The sequence below is a fragment of the Pseudomonas sp. JDS28PS106 genome (assembly GCF_036706555.1).
GTDB lineage: Bacteria > Pseudomonadota > Gammaproteobacteria > Pseudomonadales > Pseudomonadaceae > Aquipseudomonas.
In genome coordinates this window covers 420321-440073 of the sequence record NZ_JBAJGT010000003.1, presented here as the reverse complement: position 1 = coordinate 440073, position 19753 = coordinate 420321, and the positions used below count along the sequence as shown (strand labels likewise).

21 protein-coding genes are annotated in these 19753 nt (G+C 59.6%); 6 read left to right on the top strand and 15 right to left on the bottom strand.

Features of this window, described 5'->3' with window-relative positions:
- From TRP66_RS07355 to pyrC, 5 genes are all read right to left on the bottom strand, one after another.
- A partial coding sequence (locus TRP66_RS07355; protein WP_333400801.1) for a toxin VasX occupies positions 1–520 on the bottom strand: 520 nt, incomplete at its 3' end.
- 264 nt (positions 521–784) lie between these two features.
- Positions 785–1255 carry a bacterioferritin gene (gene bfr / locus TRP66_RS07350; RefSeq protein ID WP_333400800.1) on the bottom strand — a complete coding sequence of 157 codons (471 nt, stop codon included), beginning with the start codon at positions 1253–1255 and terminating at the stop codon, positions 785–787.
- A gap of 201 nt (positions 1256–1456) precedes the next feature.
- Positions 1457–1675, bottom strand: a complete 219-nt coding sequence (locus TRP66_RS07345; protein ID WP_333400798.1) for a bacterioferritin-associated ferredoxin — start codon at positions 1673–1675, stop codon at positions 1457–1459.
- A gap of 185 nt (positions 1676–1860) precedes the next feature.
- Positions 1861–2535, bottom strand: coding sequence for a ribonuclease T (gene rnt / locus TRP66_RS07340; protein WP_333400797.1), 675 nt, complete (start codon positions 2533–2535; stop codon positions 1861–1863).
- Positions 2532–3578 (bottom strand): dihydroorotase, encoded by a 1047-nt coding sequence (gene pyrC / locus TRP66_RS07335; protein ID WP_333400795.1) that lies wholly within the window; start codon positions 3576–3578, stop codon positions 2532–2534. Before pyrC ends, rnt begins: the two co-directional genes overlap by 4 nt.
- A gap of 145 nt (positions 3579–3723) precedes the next feature.
- Between pyrC and TRP66_RS07330 the strand changes: the two genes are divergently transcribed.
- Positions 3724–4629 carry a flagellar protein MotY gene (locus TRP66_RS07330; protein ID WP_333400793.1) on the top strand — a complete coding sequence of 302 codons (906 nt, stop codon included), beginning with the start codon at positions 3724–3726 and terminating at the stop codon, positions 4627–4629.
- Positions 4630–4749: 120 nt separating this feature from the next.
- Complete coding sequence (locus tag TRP66_RS07325) at positions 4750–5967, top strand: argininosuccinate synthase (protein ID WP_333400792.1); 1218 nt, start codon at positions 4750–4752, stop codon at positions 5965–5967.
- 57 nt (positions 5968–6024) lie between these two features.
- On the opposite strand, the gene TRP66_RS07320 is transcribed toward TRP66_RS07325, so the two are convergent.
- From TRP66_RS07320 to TRP66_RS07310, 3 genes are all read right to left on the bottom strand, one after another.
- Positions 6025–6291: a hypothetical protein gene (locus TRP66_RS07320; protein ID WP_333400790.1), complete on the bottom strand. Its 267-nt coding sequence runs from the start codon at positions 6289–6291 to the stop codon at positions 6025–6027.
- Between the two features lie 248 nt (positions 6292–6539).
- A complete protein-coding gene (locus TRP66_RS07315; RefSeq protein ID WP_333400789.1) occupies positions 6540–6896 on the bottom strand; it encodes a hypothetical protein in 357 nt (118 codons plus the stop codon).
- 39 nt (positions 6897–6935) lie between these two features.
- Positions 6936–7460, bottom strand: coding sequence for a hypothetical protein (locus TRP66_RS07310; RefSeq protein WP_333400788.1), 525 nt, complete (start codon positions 7458–7460; stop codon positions 6936–6938).
- 1132 nt (positions 7461–8592) lie between these two features.
- Between TRP66_RS07310 and TRP66_RS07305 the strand changes: the two genes are divergently transcribed.
- A complete protein-coding gene (locus TRP66_RS07305) occupies positions 8593–9219 on the top strand; it encodes a response regulator transcription factor (RefSeq protein ID WP_125831275.1) in 627 nt (208 codons plus the stop codon).
- 108 nt (positions 9220–9327) lie between these two features.
- Here the strand turns inward: TRP66_RS07305 and TRP66_RS07300 are convergent, their stop codons facing one another.
- The 4 genes from TRP66_RS07300 to metG form a co-directional block, all read right to left on the bottom strand.
- Entirely contained in the window at positions 9328–9510 is a 183-nt protein-coding gene (locus TRP66_RS07300; protein WP_333400787.1) for a PA3496 family putative envelope integrity protein, read from the bottom strand.
- Positions 9511–9614: 104 nt separating this feature from the next.
- Entirely contained in the window at positions 9615–10253 is a 639-nt protein-coding gene (gene nth / locus TRP66_RS07295; protein ID WP_333400786.1) for an endonuclease III, read from the bottom strand.
- Between the two features lie 119 nt (positions 10254–10372).
- Positions 10373–11401, bottom strand: a complete 1029-nt coding sequence (gene rsxB, locus TRP66_RS07290; RefSeq protein ID WP_333400785.1) for an electron transport complex subunit RsxB — start codon at positions 11399–11401, stop codon at positions 10373–10375.
- A 114-nt stretch (positions 11402–11515) separates the two neighbouring features.
- Entirely contained in the window at positions 11516–13558 is a 2043-nt protein-coding gene (gene metG / locus TRP66_RS07285; RefSeq protein ID WP_333400784.1) for a methionine--tRNA ligase, read from the bottom strand.
- Positions 13559–13730: 172 nt separating this feature from the next.
- Between metG and apbC the strand changes: the two genes are divergently transcribed.
- On the top strand, positions 13731–14825 hold the full coding sequence (apbC, locus tag TRP66_RS07280) for an iron-sulfur cluster carrier protein ApbC (RefSeq protein WP_333400782.1): 1095 nt from the start codon (positions 13731–13733) through the stop codon (positions 14823–14825).
- A 117-nt stretch (positions 14826–14942) separates the two neighbouring features.
- On the opposite strand, the gene TRP66_RS07275 is transcribed toward apbC, so the two are convergent.
- Entirely contained in the window at positions 14943–15152 is a 210-nt protein-coding gene (locus TRP66_RS07275; RefSeq protein ID WP_002554837.1) for a cold-shock protein, read from the bottom strand.
- A gap of 319 nt (positions 15153–15471) precedes the next feature.
- On the opposite strand from TRP66_RS07275, the gene dcd reads away from it, so the two are divergent.
- Both dcd and TRP66_RS07265 read left to right on the top strand, forming a co-directional pair.
- On the top strand, positions 15472–16038 hold the full coding sequence (gene dcd / locus TRP66_RS07270; protein ID WP_017126297.1) for a dCTP deaminase: 567 nt from the start codon (positions 15472–15474) through the stop codon (positions 16036–16038).
- Positions 16039–16146: 108 nt separating this feature from the next.
- Positions 16147–16371, top strand: coding sequence for a hypothetical protein (locus tag TRP66_RS07265; RefSeq protein ID WP_333400701.1), 225 nt, complete (start codon positions 16147–16149; stop codon positions 16369–16371).
- Positions 16372–16502: 131 nt separating this feature from the next.
- Here TRP66_RS07265 and pdeM read toward each other — a convergent pair whose 3' ends face one another.
- Together pdeM and TRP66_RS07255 are read right to left on the bottom strand one after the other, a co-directional pair.
- Positions 16503–17159, bottom strand: coding sequence for a ligase-associated DNA damage response endonuclease PdeM (gene pdeM / locus TRP66_RS07260; RefSeq protein ID WP_333400700.1), 657 nt, complete (start codon positions 17157–17159; stop codon positions 16503–16505).
- Positions 17156–19648, bottom strand: coding sequence for a ligase-associated DNA damage response DEXH box helicase (locus TRP66_RS07255; RefSeq protein ID WP_333400699.1), 2493 nt, complete (start codon positions 19646–19648; stop codon positions 17156–17158). The genes pdeM and TRP66_RS07255 overlap by 4 nt, the downstream gene beginning before the upstream one ends.
- Positions 19649–19753: the final 105 nt, after the last annotated feature.

Genomic DNA, 19753 nt, shown 5'->3' with positions numbered 1-19753 from the left:
GGCTGTAGCGCGACAGATCCAGAGCCGTCATCCACCGGGCGCGATGTTCGGGGCTGGCGCGCATTTGTTCGCACAGTCGTGGGCTCCAGGGCCGGGAGGAAAACGCCAGGCGCAGCTGGTGAGTGCGTGGGTAAGAGAGATAAGACCGGGGCGGGGGCATGTCCGCAGCGGGCGATACGTCGGCTCGGCTGATGAGCGTGAGCGTCGCATCCGCGCCGCTGACCGCGTACTCGTGGAAGGTGTCGGCGGTTTCGTCGAACACGTACACAAAGCCGTCGTACAACTGGCGAAGGGTATAACCACGCGTATGCAGCGCCGGCAGCTGTGCCCAGACGCCGTCCCTGGGCAGCGGTTTAAGGGCTTCGCCATCGACATCGAAGCGCGAGCGGTCGAGTGCGTAGCGCACCGGCACGATGGCGATGTCCGGCCCCTTGAAAGGACAGGAACTGATGGCGCTGGCCGCGGTGCGGGGAAAACAGGTGGCGCGCCGCTGTGGCACGGTGCCGTCCTTTTGAGCCATGCCGAGCCTCCTTGGCGATGGGCTAAAAGCAGAACGGATTACAAAAGGCGTGCCAGTACAAGATTTACCCTATAAATCAATTAGTTATAGGGTTTGGGTTGGAGATCCAGCGGCGAATGAGCAGATAAGCTGCGCATTGATATGCGCACCTGCGCAAGGCATTGCCCAGTATTCAGGTTCACCATTGCTCGGCAGACAGACAAGAAAAAGCCCCGCTCTCGCATGAGGCGGGGCTTTTTCATGGCTGCAGGTCAAAGGCGGTGATTACTCGCCCATTTGCGACTGCAGGTAGTTTTCAATGCCGATCTTGTCGATCAGGCCGAGTTGCGTTTCCAGCCAATCGATGTGCTCTTCTTCGGATTCGAGAATGTCTTCAAGCATTTCGCGGCTGCCGAAATCGCCAACGGTCTCGCAGTGAGCGATGGCGGCTTTCAGATCGGCCAGACCTTTTTGCTCAATCTTCAGATCGCACTCGAGCATTTCGCGGGTGTGCTCACCGATCAGGATCTTGCCCAGGTCCTGAAGGTTGGGCAGGCCTTCAAGGAAGAGGATGCGCTTGATGAGCTTGTCCGCGTGTTTCATCTCGTCGATGGACTCGTGGTACTCATGGGCACCGAGCTTGTTCAGACCCCAGTCTTCATACATGCGGGCATGGAGAAAATACTGATTGATCGCGACGAGCTCGTTTCCGAGGATCTTGTTGAGATGCTGGATGACTGTAATGTCGCCTTTCATGTCCGGGGTCCTGCCAATGGCTTGTGTAGATAGACCGCGAGTTTGATCCGCGCTTAAAAGTCTGTCAAACCTAAGTTATTGAATACTAAGTGAAATTAAATAGAAATAAGAATGTTTGAGTTCCGCATCTTGGTGCTAAGCGATTGAATTACAGGCATAAAAAAACCGGACACTGGGTCCGGTTCTCTGAAAGAGGGTAAATCAGGCGGCAGAAAATTTTGCCGGATAAGCCAGAGCCGCATGGCTGCTCTGCAGCTCGGTCAGGGTGTCACGCACCACTTCCTTCGCCAGACACGCACATTTCCCACACTTGCTGGCAACGCCGGTTGCCTCGCGTACTTCCCGGTAGCTGCAGCAGCCGTCCAGAATCGCGTCCCGGATTTGACCGTCAGTAACACCTTGGCAGAGACATACATACATAAGTGGGGAACCGTCGCTAGTGATTGCCTGGTGCCGAGGAGACTAATGGTAATGAGAATGCTTGTCAAAACTGTTCTTGACTGACTCCGATGAGTGGTCGCCTGGCGCCGCTTGATCATTAAAGAACAGGCGCGTTCGATGCATAAAAAAACCGGCACAAGGCCGGTTTTTTCAGGAGCGAAGGCTCAATCGTCGAAATCGTGCCAGCCGCCCATTTCCTTCCAGCGGTTGACGATGCCGCAGAACAGCTCGGCGGTCTTCTCCGTGTCGTAACGGGCCGAATGAGCCTCGCGACCGTCGAAATCGATGCCAGCCGCCTGGCAGGCTTTCGCTAGCACGGTCTGACCGTATGCCAGACCGGCGAGGGTCGCGGTATCGAAGCTGGAGAACGGATGAAACGGGTTGCGCTTCATGTCCATACGAGCCACTGCCGCGTTGAGAAAGCCCAGGTCAAAACTGGCGTTGTGGCCGACCAGCACCGCACGCTTGCAACCGTTGGCCTTGAGCGCCTTGCGCACGCCACGGAAGATGTCGGTCAGCGCGGTTTCTTCGCTGACGGCCATGCGCAGCGGATGATCGAGCTTGATCCCGGTGAACTCCAGCGCTGCGGGTTCGACGTTGGCTCCTTCGAACGGCTCCACGCGGAAGAAATAGGTGTGCTCGGGAAACACGAAGCCTTTTTCATCCATGCCGATGGTGACCGCCGCGATCTCCAGCAGGGCGTCGGTCGCCGAGTTGAAGCCACCGGTTTCTACGTCGACGACGACGGGCAGATAACCGCGAAAACGAGCGGCCATCGGATGGCGTGGTCCGCCACCGCTCTGACCGTCCAGGTCGTCGTCGAAATGATCTTCACTCACACATGTTCCTCCAGCAGACGCCAGCGCAACTTCTCTCCGGCGCGCAGCGGGATGACGGTCAGCTCGCCGAAAGGCAGGCTGGCGGGGGCGGTCCATTCTTCACGGACCAGAGTAATGGTGTCCTGGTTGGCCGGCAGACCGTAGAAGGCCGGGCCATGCAAGCTGGCGAAGCCCTCGAGCTTGTCGAGCGCATTGCGCTGTTCGAAGGCCTCGGCGTACAGCTCGATAGCGGCGTAGGCGGTGTAGCAGCCGGCGCAGCCGCAGGCGTTTTCCTTTGCATGCTGGGCATGGGGCGCGGAGTCGGTGCCCAGGAAGAACTTGCCGCTGCCGCCGGTGGCGGCGTCCAGCAACGAGACTTGATGCGTGTTGCGTTTGAGAATCGGCAGACAGTAGAAATGCGGACGAATACCGCCGACCAGCATGTGATTGCGGTTATAAAGCAGGTGATGCGCGGTAATGGTCGCCGCCACGTTGGCCGAAGCGTCGTTCACGAACTGCACCGCGTCGGCGGTGGTGATGTGTTCGAACACGACTTTCAATGTCGGGAATCGCTCGACGACCCGGCGCAGGTGCTCGTCGATGAACACCTTTTCGCGGTCGAACACGTCGATCTCGCCGCGGGTGACTTCGCCGTGCACCAGCAGCAGCATGCCGACTTCAGCCATGGCTTCGAGCGCCGGGAAGATCTTGTCGATGGCCGTTACGCCGGAGTCCGAGTTGGTCGTGGCCCCGGCCGGGTACAGCTTGGCGGCGTGGACGAAACCGCTGGCCTTGGCGACGCGGATGTCTTCGGCGGTGGTCTGATCTGTGAGGTACAGCACCATCAGCGGTTCGAAGCGGCTGCCGGTCGGACGCGCGGCGAGGATTCGCTGGCGATACGCGTCTGCCTGCTGCGCGTTGCGCACGGGCGGAACCAGGTTAGGCATGATGATGGCACGGCCGAATGTACGGGCTACATCAGCAACGGTATTAGGCAAGACAGCTCCATCGCGTAGATGGATATGCCAGTCGTCGGGGCGCAAGAGGGTCAGGCGGTCGGACATTGGGAATTCCAGGCGGGTCAAACTCGCTGGGAATGCTACCGGAAAAGACTCCCTCAGGCACTCGCTATCAAGTTTTGTAGGAAGTAACCGATAGCCCGTTGTAGGAAGCAATTTTGTTTCGCGTCATTTTCAAGTGGAGCCCCCCGTGCGCCAGCTATATGTAGCCCTGCTCAGTGTGTTTGTCAGCGTCCCGGCGATGGCGATCAGTTTCCAGACGCGTCTGGAGAGCATCGAGTGGAAAGTCGAAGGGGACCAGTTCGAGTGCCGCCTGAGCCAGCCGATCACCGATTTCGGTGCCGGCGAGTTCGTGCGCCGTGCCGGCGAACAGGCGACGTTCCGCCTCAAGGCTTCCTATGCGGCGCTTGGTAGCGGTTCGGCGACGCTGCTCGCCGCAGCGGCGCCGTGGCAACCCGGTCGGGGCGACATCAATCTGGGATCGGTGCGGGTCGGCAACGGCGAGATTCCGTTCAATACTTCGCAGGCGCAGGCCGGACGGCTGATCAATGGCCTGATGGAAGGCCGCACTCCGCTCATTCGCCACCATTCAAGGGATGGTGGCACCCTGGAAGTCCGCCTGCTGCCGGTCAAGTTCAGCAAGGCCTTCGCGGACTACCAGGCCTGTACCGCAAAGCTGCTGCCGATGAATTTCGATCAGGTCAAGCAGTCGGAGGTCGGCTTCCCCGGTGGCGGAATCGAATTGGATGCCAAGGCCAAGGCCCGTCTGGATACCATGGTTGCGTACCTGAAGGCCGATCCCACGGTCAATCACATCGAGCTCGATGGACACTCGGACAATAGCGGCAACCGGCTGACCAACCGCGATCTGTCGCGCCGCCGGGCGCTGGCAGTCATGGACTATTTCAAGGCGCAGGGTATCCCGGAAGAGCAGATCACGCTGCGCTTTCATGGCGAGCGCTACCCGCTGGTGCCCAATACCAGTAACGCCAACCGCGCGCGCAATCGCCGGGTGAATGTGCATCTGGAACGAGTAGCGCCCGACGAGCGTCCCGCGCCCGTCGCATCCACTGCCAGTGCAGCCGCCACTTCCTGAGCCTATGGGCATCGGCGGCCCTAACGTCGCCTCGTCGTCAGAAGCTGTCGCGCCTCTGTAAATTTTCCGGCTGGAACGGTAGAATCGCTGGTTTTCCGTACAACCCGGTGGAGTGATGGCATGGCGGACGTAAACAAGGTGGTTCTCGCGTATTCCGGGGGCCTGGATACTTCGGTAATCCTCAAATGGCTGCAGGATACGTACAACTGCGAAGTGGTGACCTTCACCGCTGACCTGGGGCAGGGCGAAGAGGTCGAGCCGGCACGCGCCAAGGCCCAGGCCATGGGCGTCAAGGAAATCTACATCGACGACCTGCGCGAAGAATTCGTGCGTGATTTCGTCTACCCCATGTTCCGCGCCAACACCGTCTACGAAGGCGAGTACCTGCTGGGTACTTCCATCGCTCGTCCGCTGATTGCCAAGCGTCTGATCGAAATCGCCAATGAAACCGGGGCGGATGCCATTTCCCATGGTGCCACCGGCAAAGGCAACGACCAGGTCCGTTTCGAACTGGGCGCCTACGCGCTGAAACCGGGCGTGAAGGTCATCGCTCCGTGGCGTGAATGGGATCTGCTGTCGCGCGAAAAGCTGATGGACTACGCCGAGAAGCACGCCATTCCGATCGAGCGTCACGGCAAGAAGAAATCGCCTTATTCCATGGATGCCAACCTGCTGCACATCTCCTATGAGGGCGGCGTGCTGGAAGACACCTGGACCGAGCATGAAGAAGACATGTGGCGTTGGACCAAGTCGCCGGAAGACGCGCCGAACGTACCCACCTACCTTGAGCTGACCTACCGCAACGGCGATATCGTTGCGCTGGATGGTGTTGAAATGACGCCAGCGACCGTTCTGGCAACCCTGAACCGCATCGGTGGCGAAAACGGTATCGGCCGTCTGGATATCGTCGAGAACCGCTACGTGGGCATGAAGTCCCGCGGCTGCTACGAGACGCCTGGCGGCACCATCATGCTGCGCGCTCACCGGGCCATGGAGTCCATCACTCTGGACCGTGAAGTCGCCCACCTCAAGGATGAGCTGATGGCCAAATATGCCAGCCTCATCTACACCGGTTACTGGTGGAGCCCTGAGCGTCTGATGCTCCAGCAGATGATCGATGCCTCCCAGGTGAACGTCAACGGCGTGGTGCGCCTGAAACTCTACAAGGGTAACGTGATCGTCACCGGTCGCAAGTCCGACGACTCGCTGTTCGATGCCAACATCGCGACTTTCGAAGAAGACGGCGGCGCCTACAACCAGGCTGACGCAGCCGGGTTCATCAAGCTCAATGCCCTGCGCATGCGCATCGCGGCCAACAAGGGACGCAAGTTCTTCTGATCCGCATGAGGATGCAGCCGCACCGGCTGCATCCTCGTTGTCCTCCGCTGGAGCGCATTACTTGAAGCTCTTGCGCCTGTTCTTTTGCAGTTGTCTGTATTGTCCCGGTAGCTCATGTACCGTCAGGCCAGCGTGCCTCAACGGCAGGTTGAGAAAATCCACCAGGTCGGCAATCCCCATGTTGTAGCGTTTCATCAAGGCACTCAGTTTCTTTTCGAATTCCAGAAACCGGGTAAGTTGATCATTGGCTTCCATGGCTTTCAACTTGTCCTGATAGACCTGCAGTGTCCGTTCGATTTCGCGGTATTCCCTTAATTTCGACATGATTGTTCCATCGAATGATCAGTGTTCATGAAGCTCGGCCGTCGACCGAAGTTGGATAACCCTCATGCATCGGTCCTGAAATGCCTGGTTCTTGAAGGTTAGTCCCGATTTGGCATCGCTGCGATGCAGGCAATGTATAAGCCACGAGGGCGCCTTTCGTTACGCGTGTGACCGGTCCAGTATTCTTTGAGCATGGTTGGTTTTCTCGTCTGGTAAAAGGAGAGAACGGCAATCTGTGTCGTGATTTCCTACAGGTTTTGCTGTTCCTCGCAGGCATTGTTCTGATGCTGTCTAGTTGTTACCCCGTCATGGAAAAATGACGGATCCCGATCTTGTCGGGGCGAATTCATCCAGCAATTGCAGGTCGACGGTTCATCGTCCGCCGGGCAGAGGGTAGATGGCGGATAAAGCGCCGTCGGGTTGAAGTTGAGCGTCAGGAAGAACAGGAGAACGAGAAAGGACGGGAAAATGATGAGAAACCATATGTAGGCCTGCCGGTTTTCATTGTCCAGATAAGGCAATACAGTTGCCGCCGATGCCTCGGACAAACCGGCGAACAGTGCAATGACACCGATGGGATCAAGGAGGCGCATTCGAGAATTCATGTCAGCGTTCCTTCTGTGCATGGCTGTGCGCAGAGCGGCTCATGGTCTTTCACCGTCGCGGTTCTGCCGGAACTCGAATCGATAGGCTTTGCCGATGTCCCAGACCTGACGAATCGTCAGCCCCAGCATCTGGGCGATTTCCACGGCCGTGTAGCCAAGACTGGAGTAGTGCATGGCATGTCCGGCGATCACGTCGTCCAGACCACACGCCTGCGACAATGCTTCGCGCTTGATCTGCTTCACGGGACGGCTGTAGCTGATCTTCACGCCGTTGCTAGTCGCCATCTGGCGAATTTCTTTCTTGTTCATGCGTAGGGAATACTGCAATGCGGAGACGCCGGCGCCCTTTGCGACGAGTTCCTTGAGCAGTTCCAGCTTGCCATCCTCGGCATCGTTGTCCGGGTCGGCGGGAAGTTCCACGTTGTAAGTGCCAGGGCTTTCAGCTACTCCGCCGTCTGGAATAACCGATATGACACCTCCTCTGGAAACAAACTCTTCAACCGCCGCCGACAACGACAAGGCGGTCGAATCTTTTACTGTGGAGCAAGAAGACTTGCTGTTCATGGTATATCCCTTTTTGAACATGGTTACACACACGGCCAACTAGTAAGCCTGATCATGCCATTCAGAAAACGGTCACTGGCGGAATACTGTGGGTTGGCCGTGTTCATGTTGTCCGGATCCTTCCGGTTACTTCAGTAGGTCGAGTCCTTGTGGTCACTATCGTTTAGCCTGTAGTGGCACCGCCTCACAAGTTTTGACATCTATTATGAACGGGTGTTTGTTGGCGAGATAATGATTGTTCTTAAAAAAGTAACGACTGGTAATAGAATTTGCAAGTAAAAAAGGGGTGGAAAATAGGGATCGTTTTTGCTGGGCCGGATATGTCTTACGCCGATAATACCAATGTCTGTTAGTTTTGTAGTACCTTTCTTAATTAATGGTAGAGCTATGGATTCCCTGAAATAGATAGTATTACCTGCATGTCGAAGGAGCTCCAGACCGAAAACACGGGTTCGACCAACCCTGATCGTGTGTCGGTGAAGGGTGGCGGTAAGCCATTAGATAGCGCGGTTCGAGCGGTCAGGCGAATGCGACGGTTTGACGTTTTCGGGCGAAATGATCGATGTCTCTTTGTGGGAAATTTCTGTATATAAAGTAAGTTTCTTCTCTGAATACATATATGTATGAAATTGATACCGGCAAGTGTGTAGTTTTCAACGCTTGAGTGAACTGTCAGCGACAGCGCGCGACCGGACGGCAATACTTTATGACCTCGCCGTGTGGCACATTCGAGGATTGGGCTTATTCTGGAGTCAGGTTGTAAATTTGCCGGAATTCGCGGGTCAGTCGGCTATTGCAAGCAGGCGTGAGTGCGGTGTTGAGCCGGAAAGCCCGGCATGTCGAAGGTCAGGGCAGGAAGACATTTTAGTTGGCCTTCACAGCCAGCGTCGTCACGGGCAGCGGCTCATCGTTGGCGATTCCTGAGCGCAACAACTACAGAGATTTCAATAGGGAAGCGTATGATGGTCATGGAAAACAATTCATTAGTGTCCAGTTTTGTAGGAATCTTCTGTTGTATTCGTGGGAATGGTCTTTGGCTATCTGTCCGAAGGGGTAAGCGTCATGCAAAGCACTAAACGACTAAGCTATTGTGCCGACTCTAAAAAATCGAATATCGAAACTGGACTGCCCCATGAATAAAGTGCTGATCGTGGATGATCATCCTGTCATTCGCCTCGCTGTGCGCATGCTGATGGAGCGTCATGGCTACGAAGTCATCGCGGAGACTGACAATGGCGTGGACGCTTTGCAGCTGGCGCGCGAGCACCTGCCCGATATAGTCATCCTCGACATCGGCATCCCCAAGCTGGACGGACTGGAGGTCATCGCCAGGCTTTCCGCGATGACCCTCCCATTCAAGATCCTGATCCTGACTTCCCAGGCACCAGGCCACTTCTCCATGCGCTGCATGCAGGCCGGGGCTGCCGGATATGTCTGCAAGCAGCAAGACCTGACGGAGCTGCTGAGCGCTATTAAAGCGGTGCTCTCCGGCTACAGCTACTTTCCGAATCAGGCTTTGCACACCGTCAGGTCGAGCATGGGCAACGCGAGCGAGGCCGATATGGTCGACCGGCTGTCCGGGCGGGAAATGATGGTTCTGCAGCAACTGGCCCGCGGCAAGACCAACAAGGAGATCGCTGACAGTATGTTTCTGAGCAACAAGACCGTCAGCACCTACAAGACGCGGCTATTGCTCAAGCTCAATGCTCATTCCCTGGTGGATCTCATCGAACTGGCTCAGCGCAACGGCTTGGTCTGAGCGAAGGCGGGGCACGCATCCCGGGAGCGCTGGGGGGCGTTCAAAGCCTCCGAATCGAGGCTTTGATGCTGGCGCAAGGGCCCTGCATGACAGGTGCGCTATCAGGCTTCAAAGATCGAAATCGTAATCGGCGAGCTGCTTTTGCAGCCGTCGTTCTTCAAGCATGTTGTCGATGGTCCGCCGTTTGCTCAAATTGGTCTTGGCCGGCTCGGCGGCCACCTGCTCGCTGTCGTCGGCATCGACAGCGATGAAATCGTCGTCGACGTCCAGTTGCTCTTTGCCAGTGCTCATAAGTCAACTCCAGGCTTGGGCTGTCATGGCGCACCTTATAACGGCATTCTCCGAACGGGTAAAAAAGATTTTTTTAATCGATATGTCCGCCTGAACGCTATCAATCAATCATCCGAGGTCTTGTGCTGGTACTCGCACAGATCCTCGATTCGACAGCTTCCGCATCGAGGTTTGCGCGCCTGACAGACATAGCGGCCATGCAGGATCAGCCAGTGATGCGCATCGAGCAGGTAGTCCTTGGGCACGAACTTCATCAGCTGCTTCTCGACTTCCAGCACGGTTTTGCCGGGGGCAATCCGGGTTCGATTGCTGACCCGGAAAATATGGGTGTCGACGGCCATCGCAACCTGTCGGAACGCCGTATTCAGCACCACGTTGGCAGTCTTGCGACCGACCCCCGGCAGAGCTTCCAGCGCCTCGCGCGTCTGCGGCACCTCCCCGCCGTGTCGCTCCAGCAACAGCCGGCAGGTTTCGATCACGTTTTTGGCCTTGCTGTTGTACAGACCGATGGTGCGAATGTATTCCGACAGTCCGTCGACCCCCAGTTCGTAAATGGCCTGGGGGGTGTTGGCAACCGGGTACAAGCGTGCGGTCGCCTTGTTGACCCCGACGTCGGTAGCCTGCGCCGACAGGATGACCGCAATCAGCAGTTCGAAAGGCGTGGTGTAGGCCAGTTCGGTCTTGGGGTCGGGGTTATCCTCGTGCAGCCTGCGAAAGATCTCCAGGCGTTTGGCGGCGTTCATGAGCGAAGTGATTCCTTGAGGGGCGCGGCGGGCCAGAAGTCCGGCGCAAGATGATCAGGTAATTTGCCACGGGTGCTCTCAATCGCCAAACCTGAGCACTGCTTGCGTTTGACGTTGCATCAGGCGGGCATCTGGCTGCCTGCGCCTTGCTGGGCTTGTGACAAGGCCTGCTCGGCTTGCTGGAGTTCATCCTGCAACGCGGCAAACTGCTCGCCTGTCGCAGTGCCACCGCCGGCTTTGGCGACAGCCGCACGTGCCATGGCTACACGAAGCTTGGCCCGCTTGATCGCGGCGGCATCGGGGGTAGCGTGGGGCTGCGGCGCAGCGCCGCCGAGCAGTCGTTCCAGCTCTCGCTCGGTTGTCTCGTATGCCTGCTGCAACACCCGCAATTGCGCGGCCTGCTCGGCAACCGGCGGGTGGCCGAAGGCTTTCAAAGACTTGGTCAATTGCGCCCGACTCATGGCTACCGCGATACGGGCCTTCTTGATGAATTCGTCGTTTGCGCTGACGGCCGGTTTGACCGGGGTGTCAGCAATAGTCGTGGCCTGGGGGAGGCCCGGCGGCCGCTCACGGCTCGCGCGCGAACGTTCCCGTTGCAGTCTGGCGTTACGGGCTTCGAAGCGCTGCCGGGCGTGCTCACGCTTGGCATCACGCGCCGCAAAGTCCTGCGGGGACACCGCGAGTCCGCCGACGAGCGGAACAAGCTGATAGCGCTGCACCGGGTGCATTTCGATACAGTCCACCGGGCAGGGCGCTACGCACAGATCACAACCCGTGCACTCGTCGCGAAGAACCGTGTGCATCTGCTTCGCCGCGCCGATGATGGCATCGACCGGACAGGCCTGGATGCATTTGGTACAGCCGATGCACTCGGCCTCACGTATGTGCGCGACCTGGGCATGGCCTTCGCCTCGTTCGGCATCGACAGGCAAGGTCGGAACCTTGAGCAGTTTGCCAAGCCGGGCGATGGTCTCCGTACCACCGGGCGGGCATCGGTTAATCGGCTCGCCAGTCGCGATGCCTTCAGCGTAAGGTCTGCAGCCGGCATGCCCGCACTTGCCGCACTGGGTCTGCGGCAACAGCGCATCGATCTGTTCGATGAGGTCAGCGGGTCTGGCGCGGACAAGCGTGGGGGTTACGTCGATCATGATCGCATGGGGAATGACGGATGTTCGCAGGGAGCGTTTTATGCAAGCGTAGACGCGAGAAACTGTCGCGGACACCCGAGCGCATTCGGTCGATGCGCTCGGAGCCGCTGGACCTTACTTGATGCGCTGGCCGGGCTTGGCGCCGCTGTCCGGGCTGAGCAGGTAGATTTCCTCTCCGCCGGGGCCCGCCGCCATTACCATGCCTTCAGAGATGCCGAAGCGCATCTTTCTCGGCTTGAGGTTGGCGATCATCATCGTCAGACGGCCTTCCAGTTCGGACGGGTTCGGGTACGCGCTCTTGATGCCGGAGAACACGTTGCGTTGCTCGTCGCCGATATCCAGGGTCAGGCGCAGCAGCTTGTCGGCGCCCTCGACATGCTCGGCCTTGAGGATCAGCGCCACGCGCAGGTCCACAGCCGCAAAGGTATCGAAGTCGATCTCGGGCGACAGCGGATCCTTGGCCAGTTCTCCGTTGCCCTTGGGCGCTGCGTCCGCGCTCGCGTCAACCAGATCTTCGCGGGATGCCGCGGTCATGGCTTCGATCTTGGCCGGATCGATACGGGTCATCAGCGCTGTGAAGGGGTTCAGCTGATGGTTGCCGAGCAGTGTCAGGTGGCCGTCCCAGGTCAGGGGCGCGACATTGAGAAATTTCTCGGCGTCGGCAGCGAGCGCCGGCAGAACCGGTTTCAGGAAGATCACGAGTTGGCGGAACAGGTTCACGCCCAGTGCGCAGATCGCCTGCACCTCGTCCTGCTTGCCTTCCTGCTTTGCCAGTGCCCAAGGGGCCTTGTCGGCGATGAACGCGTTGGCGCGGTCCGCCAGCGCCATGATTTCGCGCATGGCACGGGCGAAATCACGGGTTTCGTAGGCGTCGGCGATGCTCGGCGCAGCCGCGAGGAACGCGTCGGTCAGCTCAGGCGCAGCGTTGCCCTCAACCATCACACCGGCATTGCCCTTGTGGATGAAGCCCGCGCAACGACTGGCGATGTTCACGACCTTGCCGATCAGGTCGGAATTGACCTTCTGCACGAAGTCCTCGAGGTTGAGGTCCAGGTCGTCCACCCCGCGGCCTAGCTTGGACGCGTAGTAATAACGCAGGTACTCGGGCGACAGATGATCCAGGTAGGTGCGGGCCTTGATGAAGGTGCCTCGCGACTTGGACATTTTCTGGCCGTTGACCGTGATGTAGCCATGCACATTGACCGCGGTAGGCTTGCGCAGGCCGGCGCCTTCCAGCATTGCGGGCCAGAACAGGGCGTGGAAGTTGACGATGTCCTTGCCGATGAAGTGGTACAGCTCGGTCGTCGAGTCCTTGTTCCAGTAGGCGTCGAAATCCAGGTCAGGACGGCGGGCGCAGAGGTTCTTGAAGCTCGCCATGTAACCGATAGGCGCGTCGAGCCAGACGTAGAAGTACTTGCCCGGTTCGTCCGGAATCTCGAAACCGAAGTAAGGGGCGTCGCGGGAAATGTCCCACTGCTGCAGCCCGGCATCCAGCCATTCGGCGATCTTGTTGGCAACCGCGTCCTGCAAGGCTCCGCTGCGGGTCCAGCTCTTGAGCATGGCGTCGAAGGCCGGCAGGTCGAAGAAGAAGTGCTTGGATTCCTTGAGCACCGGCGTTGCACCGGAGATCGCGGACTTGGGGTCCTTCAGATCGGTCGGAGCGTAGGTGGCGCCGCATTTCTCGCAGTTGTCGCCATACTGGTCTTCGGTGCCGCACTTGGGGCAGGTGCCCTTGATGAACCGGTCGGCCAGGAACATTTGCTTGTCCGGGTCGAAGTACTGGGTGATCGAACGGGTCGCGATGTGGCCCGCGTCGCGAAGACGCTTGTAGATCATGCTCGACAGTTCCCGGTTCTCGTCCGAGTGGGTCGAGTGGAAGTTGTCGAAATCCACCAGGAAATCGGCGAAATCAGCGCTGTGTTCGGCCTTCACGTAGTCGATGAGCTGTTCGGGCGTGATGCCTTCACGTTCGGCGCGCAGCATGATCGCCGAGCCATGGGCGTCATCGGCGCAGACGTAAGTGCACTGATTGCCGCGATGCTTCTGGAACCGCACCCACATGTCGGTCTGGATGTACTCGAGCATGTGGCCAAGGTGAATGGAACCGTTGGCATAGGGGAGGGCGCTGGTAACGAGAATCTGGCGTGGCTCGGACATGGGCTCGGCTACTTGAAGTGAAACGGAGGTCGGCCACTATAAAGGTCCGGGAGTTTTTTTTCATCCCGCCGCGTTGTGGGAATCATCCTTCTGACGCAGCGAAACCATGTCGCGGGCGCCGAGAACAGTTAGGATAGCCGCCTGTTTCAGTCAGTCTTTTCGGAGCGAGCCCATGAGCGCACTCGATCGCGCAACGGTGGAGACGATTCTTCGCCAATACACCGACCCTTATATGAACCAGGACCCGGTCAGCGCCGGTTGCGTTCGGGCCATCGATATCCAGGGCGGGCAGGTCACCGTGCGGCTGGAACTCGGCTATGCCGCCGACCTGTTTCGCAACGGCTGGGCGCAAGTGCTGGAAACCGCGCTCCAGGGGCTGGATGGCGTGACGGCAGCGCGGGTCGAGATCACCACGGTGATCGCGGCGCACAAGGCCCAGAGCCAGATTCCGGGGCTCGCCAGCGTCAAGAACATCATCGCGGTCGCTTCTGGAAAGGGCGGGGTGGGCAAGTCCACCACGGCCGCCAACCTCGCGCTGGCGCTGTCCCGGGAAGGCGCGCGGGTGGGCATTCTCGACGCGGACATCTACGGCCCCAGCCAGGGCGTTATGTTCGGCATTGCGGAAGGCACGCGGCCGAGGATCAAGGATCAGAAATGGTTCGTGCCGCTTCAGGCGCACGGGATCGACGTCATGTCCATGGCCTTTCTGACCGACGACAACACGCCCATGGTGTGGCGCGGCCCCATGGTGTCCGGAGCGTTGCTGCAGCTGGTGACTCAGACGGCCTGGAACGACCTCGATTATCTGGTCATCGACATGCCGCCAGGCACCGGTGACATCCAGTTGACGCTGGCGCAGAAAGTACCGGTGGCCGGCGCGGTGATCGTGACCACGCCGCAGGACCTCGCGCTTCTCGATGCGAAGAAAGGCGTGGAAATGTTCCGCAAGGTGAACATTCCGGTGCTGGGCGTCGTGGAGAACATGGCCGTGCACATCTGCTCCAATTGCGGCCATGCCGAGCATCTGTTTGGCGAGGGCGGCGGCGAGAAACTGGCGACCCAGTACGGCGTCGAGCTGCTTGCCTCTCTGCCGCTGTCCATGCTGATTCGCGAGCAGGCCGATGGCGGCAAGCCGACGGTCATTGCCGAGCCCGAGAGCCAGATCGCCATGGTCTACCAGGAGCTGGCTCGTCACGTTGGTGCCCGTATTGTCTTGCAGGAAGCCGCGACCCCTGCCATGCCGAGCATCTCGGTGAGCGACGACTGATCCGAGGATGACGCTGTGCGAGCGGCCTGACGGCGGGCCGCTCCCACCGGTGTGTTTTCGCAGGCATAAAAAAACCCCGCTGTTGAGAGCGGGGTTTTTTCAAGCGATCAGCACAAGTTAGATAACTTGTACTTCCTCAGCCTGCATGCCTTTCTGACCGCGAGTAGCGATGAAAGAAACCTGCTGGCCTTCTTTCAGGCTCTTGAAGCCGTCGGACTGGATAGCTTTGAAGTGCACGAACAGGTCGTCACCGGATTGTGGAGTGATGAAGCCGAAGCCTTTCTCATCGTTGAACCACTTAACGGTACCGGTTTGGCGATTGGACATGATGTATCTCCTTGGACAAAGTTAACTGCGGTTCAGGAAAAGCCCTGGCCGAGACTGAGTGCAAAGAGCTGGAAAATTCATGGAGATGGTTGGATCGAAATTCAACATCGTGTAGAGATTCTCAGTGACACAAGCAACACAGTGGCGCCACCTTAACCCTTTTTGGGAGACGTGCCAATGGTCTCGCGTGATTATTTGCAAGGCCGCGAAAACTGCGGCCTCCGTGCCGCCGGCCACCGTCCGAAGGCCTTTGAACACGGCGCCCCGGCCCGGTAAGATGCCCGGCATCTTTCTTTACCTCGCTATTCAGGACACCGCCATGAGCATCAAATCGGACAAGTGGATTCGCCGCATGGCGCAAGAACACGGCATGATCGAACCCTTCGTCGAGCGCCAGATGCGTGGCGAGGGCGCCGACCGCCTGATCTCCTTCGGCGTTTCCAGCTACGGCTACGATGTGCGCTGCGCAGACGAATTCAAGGTGTTCACCAACATCAACTCGGCGACCGTCGATCCGAAAAACTTCGATGAGAAGAGCTTCGTCGACATCAAGAGCGATGTCTGCATCATTCCGCCCAACTCCTTCGCCCTGGCCCGGACCGTCGAGTACTTCCGCATTCCGCGCAACGTGCTGACCATCTGCCTGGGCAAGAGCACCTATGCCCGTTGCGGCATCATCGTCAACGTCACGCCGCTCGAACCGGAATGGGAAGGCCATGTGACTCTCGAGTTCTCCAACACGACGACATTGCCGGCGAAGATCTACGCCAACGAAGGCGTGGCGCAGATGCTGTTCCTGGAGTCGGACGAAGAGTGCGAAGTCTCGTACAAAGACCGTGGCGGCAAGTATCAGGGGCAGCGCGGCGTGACCCTGCCGCGTACCTGACAGCCCGTTTCGTCAGACGCAAATTGAATTAATACCGGTTTGCGCACTCTATTGGCTGACATGTTCCCGCAGGCACGTTGCGTGCGGGACCACTGACGGGAGTGCCCTATGAAGACCGACTACAAAACATCTGACCGGGAATCGTCTCCTGCGCCCAACGAGATCGGGCTGTTGGCCTGGTCGTTGCTGGCACATTCGAATTTCCCCGCGCACCTGAACATGGTCGGCGCTGGCATTCCGGGCCAGCCGGACCCGGACATTCCATTCCAGGAACCCAGCGAACCTGGCGAGCCTACCATTCCTGACGAGCCACCACCGGCTCCGGTTGCCTGACCCTATCCTGATTTCACTGAGCTTGTCCGCGTTGGCGGACGGCCCCGGCCTATGGACAGGCGCAAGGTCGTTCGCGAACGATCAAGACTTTTTCCTTAACTGAAGCGTTTCAGTTCTCGCTGTTCAAGCAATCAGCCAATCGGCCAGACCGCTCCGTCTCCCATGACGAAGACCCGACTATCGTCGGTCGGCTGGATTGCATACCCGCCGGTAAACTCGCCAAAAGCCGGCATCAGACTGACTTTTTCACCCAGGTAAAAGCAGGCCAGGCGCAAGCTTTGCCGCCCTCTGCCGCGCAGCCGGTAGACGGGGTGAACGTGGCCGGCCAGCACGTGCAGCGTGGGATGAATATCGGGTTCGTGTTGCAGGGCGAACGGCCCCATCACCAGCGGCTCTTCCACGACTTCAAAACGCAGGTTGGCGGGGGGGTCGCCGGCGCGCTTGTCGTGGTTGCCGCGTATCAGCACAACGCGCAGATCCGCATGCCGCGCGCGCCAGGCGTCCAAAGCGGCCAGCGTGCCGCTGGCATGGGATTCGGGTGCGTGCAGGAAATCCCCGAGGAAAACCAGCTGTTCGGTCGCATGGTTTTCCAGCAGACGGTCGAGCCGTTCCAGATTGACCTGCGTAGTGCCATGTGGCACAGGCTGGCCCAGCCTGCGGTAGGCGGCTGCCTTGCCGAAGTGTATGTCGGCGATCAGCAGGGCCTTGTGTTCGGGGTAGTAGATGGCTTTGTCGGCCAGCAGCCAGATTTCCGCGCCAGCTAGTGTGACGATCTGATGAGGACTCAACGGCTGACCTCCGGACCCGCGGCTTTCTCCAGATCGCGTACCATGCGCGCAATCCGGTCGGCCAGTTTTTCCGAGCTGAGGCTTTCGCGAAAGCGTTCGACCAGCAAGGGAAACGCCAGGGGGGTGGCCCGCTTGATCGCATGCATGTCCAGCGTTCGCCGGTTGATCTGATCGAGTGTGTGTTCGAGACGCTCCAGATCCAGCTCCTGACGCAAGACTTCCTCCTCCGCCTGGGTCAACAGCATGTTGCCGGCGTCATAGCGTTTGAACACCTCGAAGAACAGCCCGCTCGACGCCTGAAGCTGACGGTTGCTCTTGGAGGCGCCGGGGTAGCCGGAGAACACCAGTCCCGAAATCCGGGCGATTTCCCTGAAGCGGCGCAGGGCCAGTTCGCCGGCATTGAGGCTGGCGATGATGTCGCTCAGCAGATCGCTCTGGCTGAACAGACCATCCTGCCACTCCTGGCGCCAGTCCACCTCGCTGGCGCAGAGCAACTCCAGGCCGTAATCATTGACGGCAATCGAGAACGTCAGCGGCGCGTTGCGGCTCAGGCGCCACGCCAGCAGGCTCGCCAGACCCAGATGCACATGACGGCCGGCGAACGGGTACAGAAACAAGTGCCAGCCTTCGCGGGACTTCAAGGTTTCCGCCAACAGGGTGTCGCGCCGCGGCAACCCCGACCAGTGTTGCTGCACTTCGAGCAGCGGTCGCACGGCCTGCATCTCGGGGCTGGCGAATTCGCCTCGCGCGGCAGCGTCGAACTTCTCCACCACCGCTTCGGCCAGCTCGCTGGACAGCGGCATGCGACCGCCATTCCAGCGGGGTGTCGCGGCTTTCTTGCCGGTGGCGCGCTTGACGTAGGCGGTCATGTTTTCCACGCGGACCAGTTCCAGCACCCGGCCGGCGAACAGGAAGCCGTCGCCTGGACGCAACCGCGCGATGAAGCCTTCCTCCACGCTGCCCAGCGATCCTCCGCCGCCGCCTTTCTTCCAGTATTTGAGGAGGATGGTCGCATCGCTGACAATGGTCCCCACGCTCATGCGATGTCGACGTGCCAGGCGCGCATCCGGAACCCACCATACGCCCTGTTCATCAGGCTCTGCGCGGCGGTAATCGGGGTAGGCGGTCAGCGAATGGCCGCCGTTGCGTACGAACGCCAGCGCCCATTGCCACTGCTCGTCGGTCAGGTCGCGATAGGCCCAGGCCGTGCGTACTTCGGCGAGCAATTCGTCGGGTTGAAAGCCTCCGCCCAGAGCCATGCTGACCAGATGCTGGACCAGCACGTCCAGCGGCAGGTGGGGTGACTCCCGAGGTTCGATCATCCGCGCCGCGACCGCGGTGCAGGCGGCTGCGGCCTCCACCAGTTCCAGGCTGTGGGTCGGCACCAGCGTCACGCGGGACGGACGGCCCGGCGCGTGACCGGAGCGCCCGGCGCGCTGCATCAGGCGCGCGACTCCCTTGGGCGAGCCGATCTGCAAGACGCGCTCCACGGGAAGAAAGTCCACGCCCAGGTCCAGGCTCGACGTACAGACCACCGCCTTGAGCTGGCCCTCCTTGAGCGCGCGCTCTACCCAGTCGCGCACCTCACGCGCCAGCGAGCCATGGTGCAAGGCGATCAGCCCGGCCCAGTCCGGTCGCGCTTCCAGCAAAGCCTGATACCAGATCTCCGACTGCGAGCGCGTATTGGTGAACACCAGGCAGCTGGCGCTGCTGTCCACTTCGGCCACCACCTGAGGCAACATGCGCAGCCCCATATGGCCAGCCCAGGGAAAACGCTCGATGGAGGGCGGCAGCAGGGTGTCGACCTGCAAATGCTTGACGATCTTGCCCTGGACGCTGACCCCGCCGTCGCCGAGTAAAACCTGCTGAGCATGAGCCTGGTTGCCCAGCGTTGCGGAAATACCCCACACGATCAGTTGTGGGTTCCATCGACGCAGGCGTGCGAGTGCCAGTTGCAACTGCACGCCACGCTTATTGCCGATCAGTTCATGCCACTCATCCACCACCACGACCTTCAACGTGGAGAGCGTCGCCTGTGCATCGGCGCGAGTGAGCAGCAATGTCAGGCTTTCGGGCGTGGTGATCAGCGCCGAAGGCAGGCGGCGACCCTGTCGAGCGCGCTCGCTGCTGCTGGTGTCTCCGGTGCGCAGGCCCACGGTCCAGGGAATATCCAGATCGCCCAACGGTGCTTCCAGCGCCCGCGCAGTGTCCGCCGCCAGGGCGCGCATCGGCGTGATCCACATCACGCTCAAAGGCTCGGCCGGCGGTTTGCGCTTGCGGGGTTTGTCATCGGTAGTGGGTGGAGCGGCACGGGCGAAGCGGTTGAGCGCGGCGAACCAGACGGCGTAGGTCTTGCCCGAGCCAGTGCTGGCATGGAGCAATCCTGACTCGCCTTTTTTCACCGCCGCCCAGACTTCTTTCTGAAAGGGAAACGGCTTCCAGCCTTTTGCCGAAAACCAGCGCTGAGCGAAATCGGTGGGTCTGCTCATGCGGTCGAGGGTGCTCTGAGGGGAGATAACTCAGAGACAGCGGTGGGAGGGGGTTAGTTTTAAATGGATATTCTGTGGTGTCTGGATCGCCAGCAAGCTGGCTCC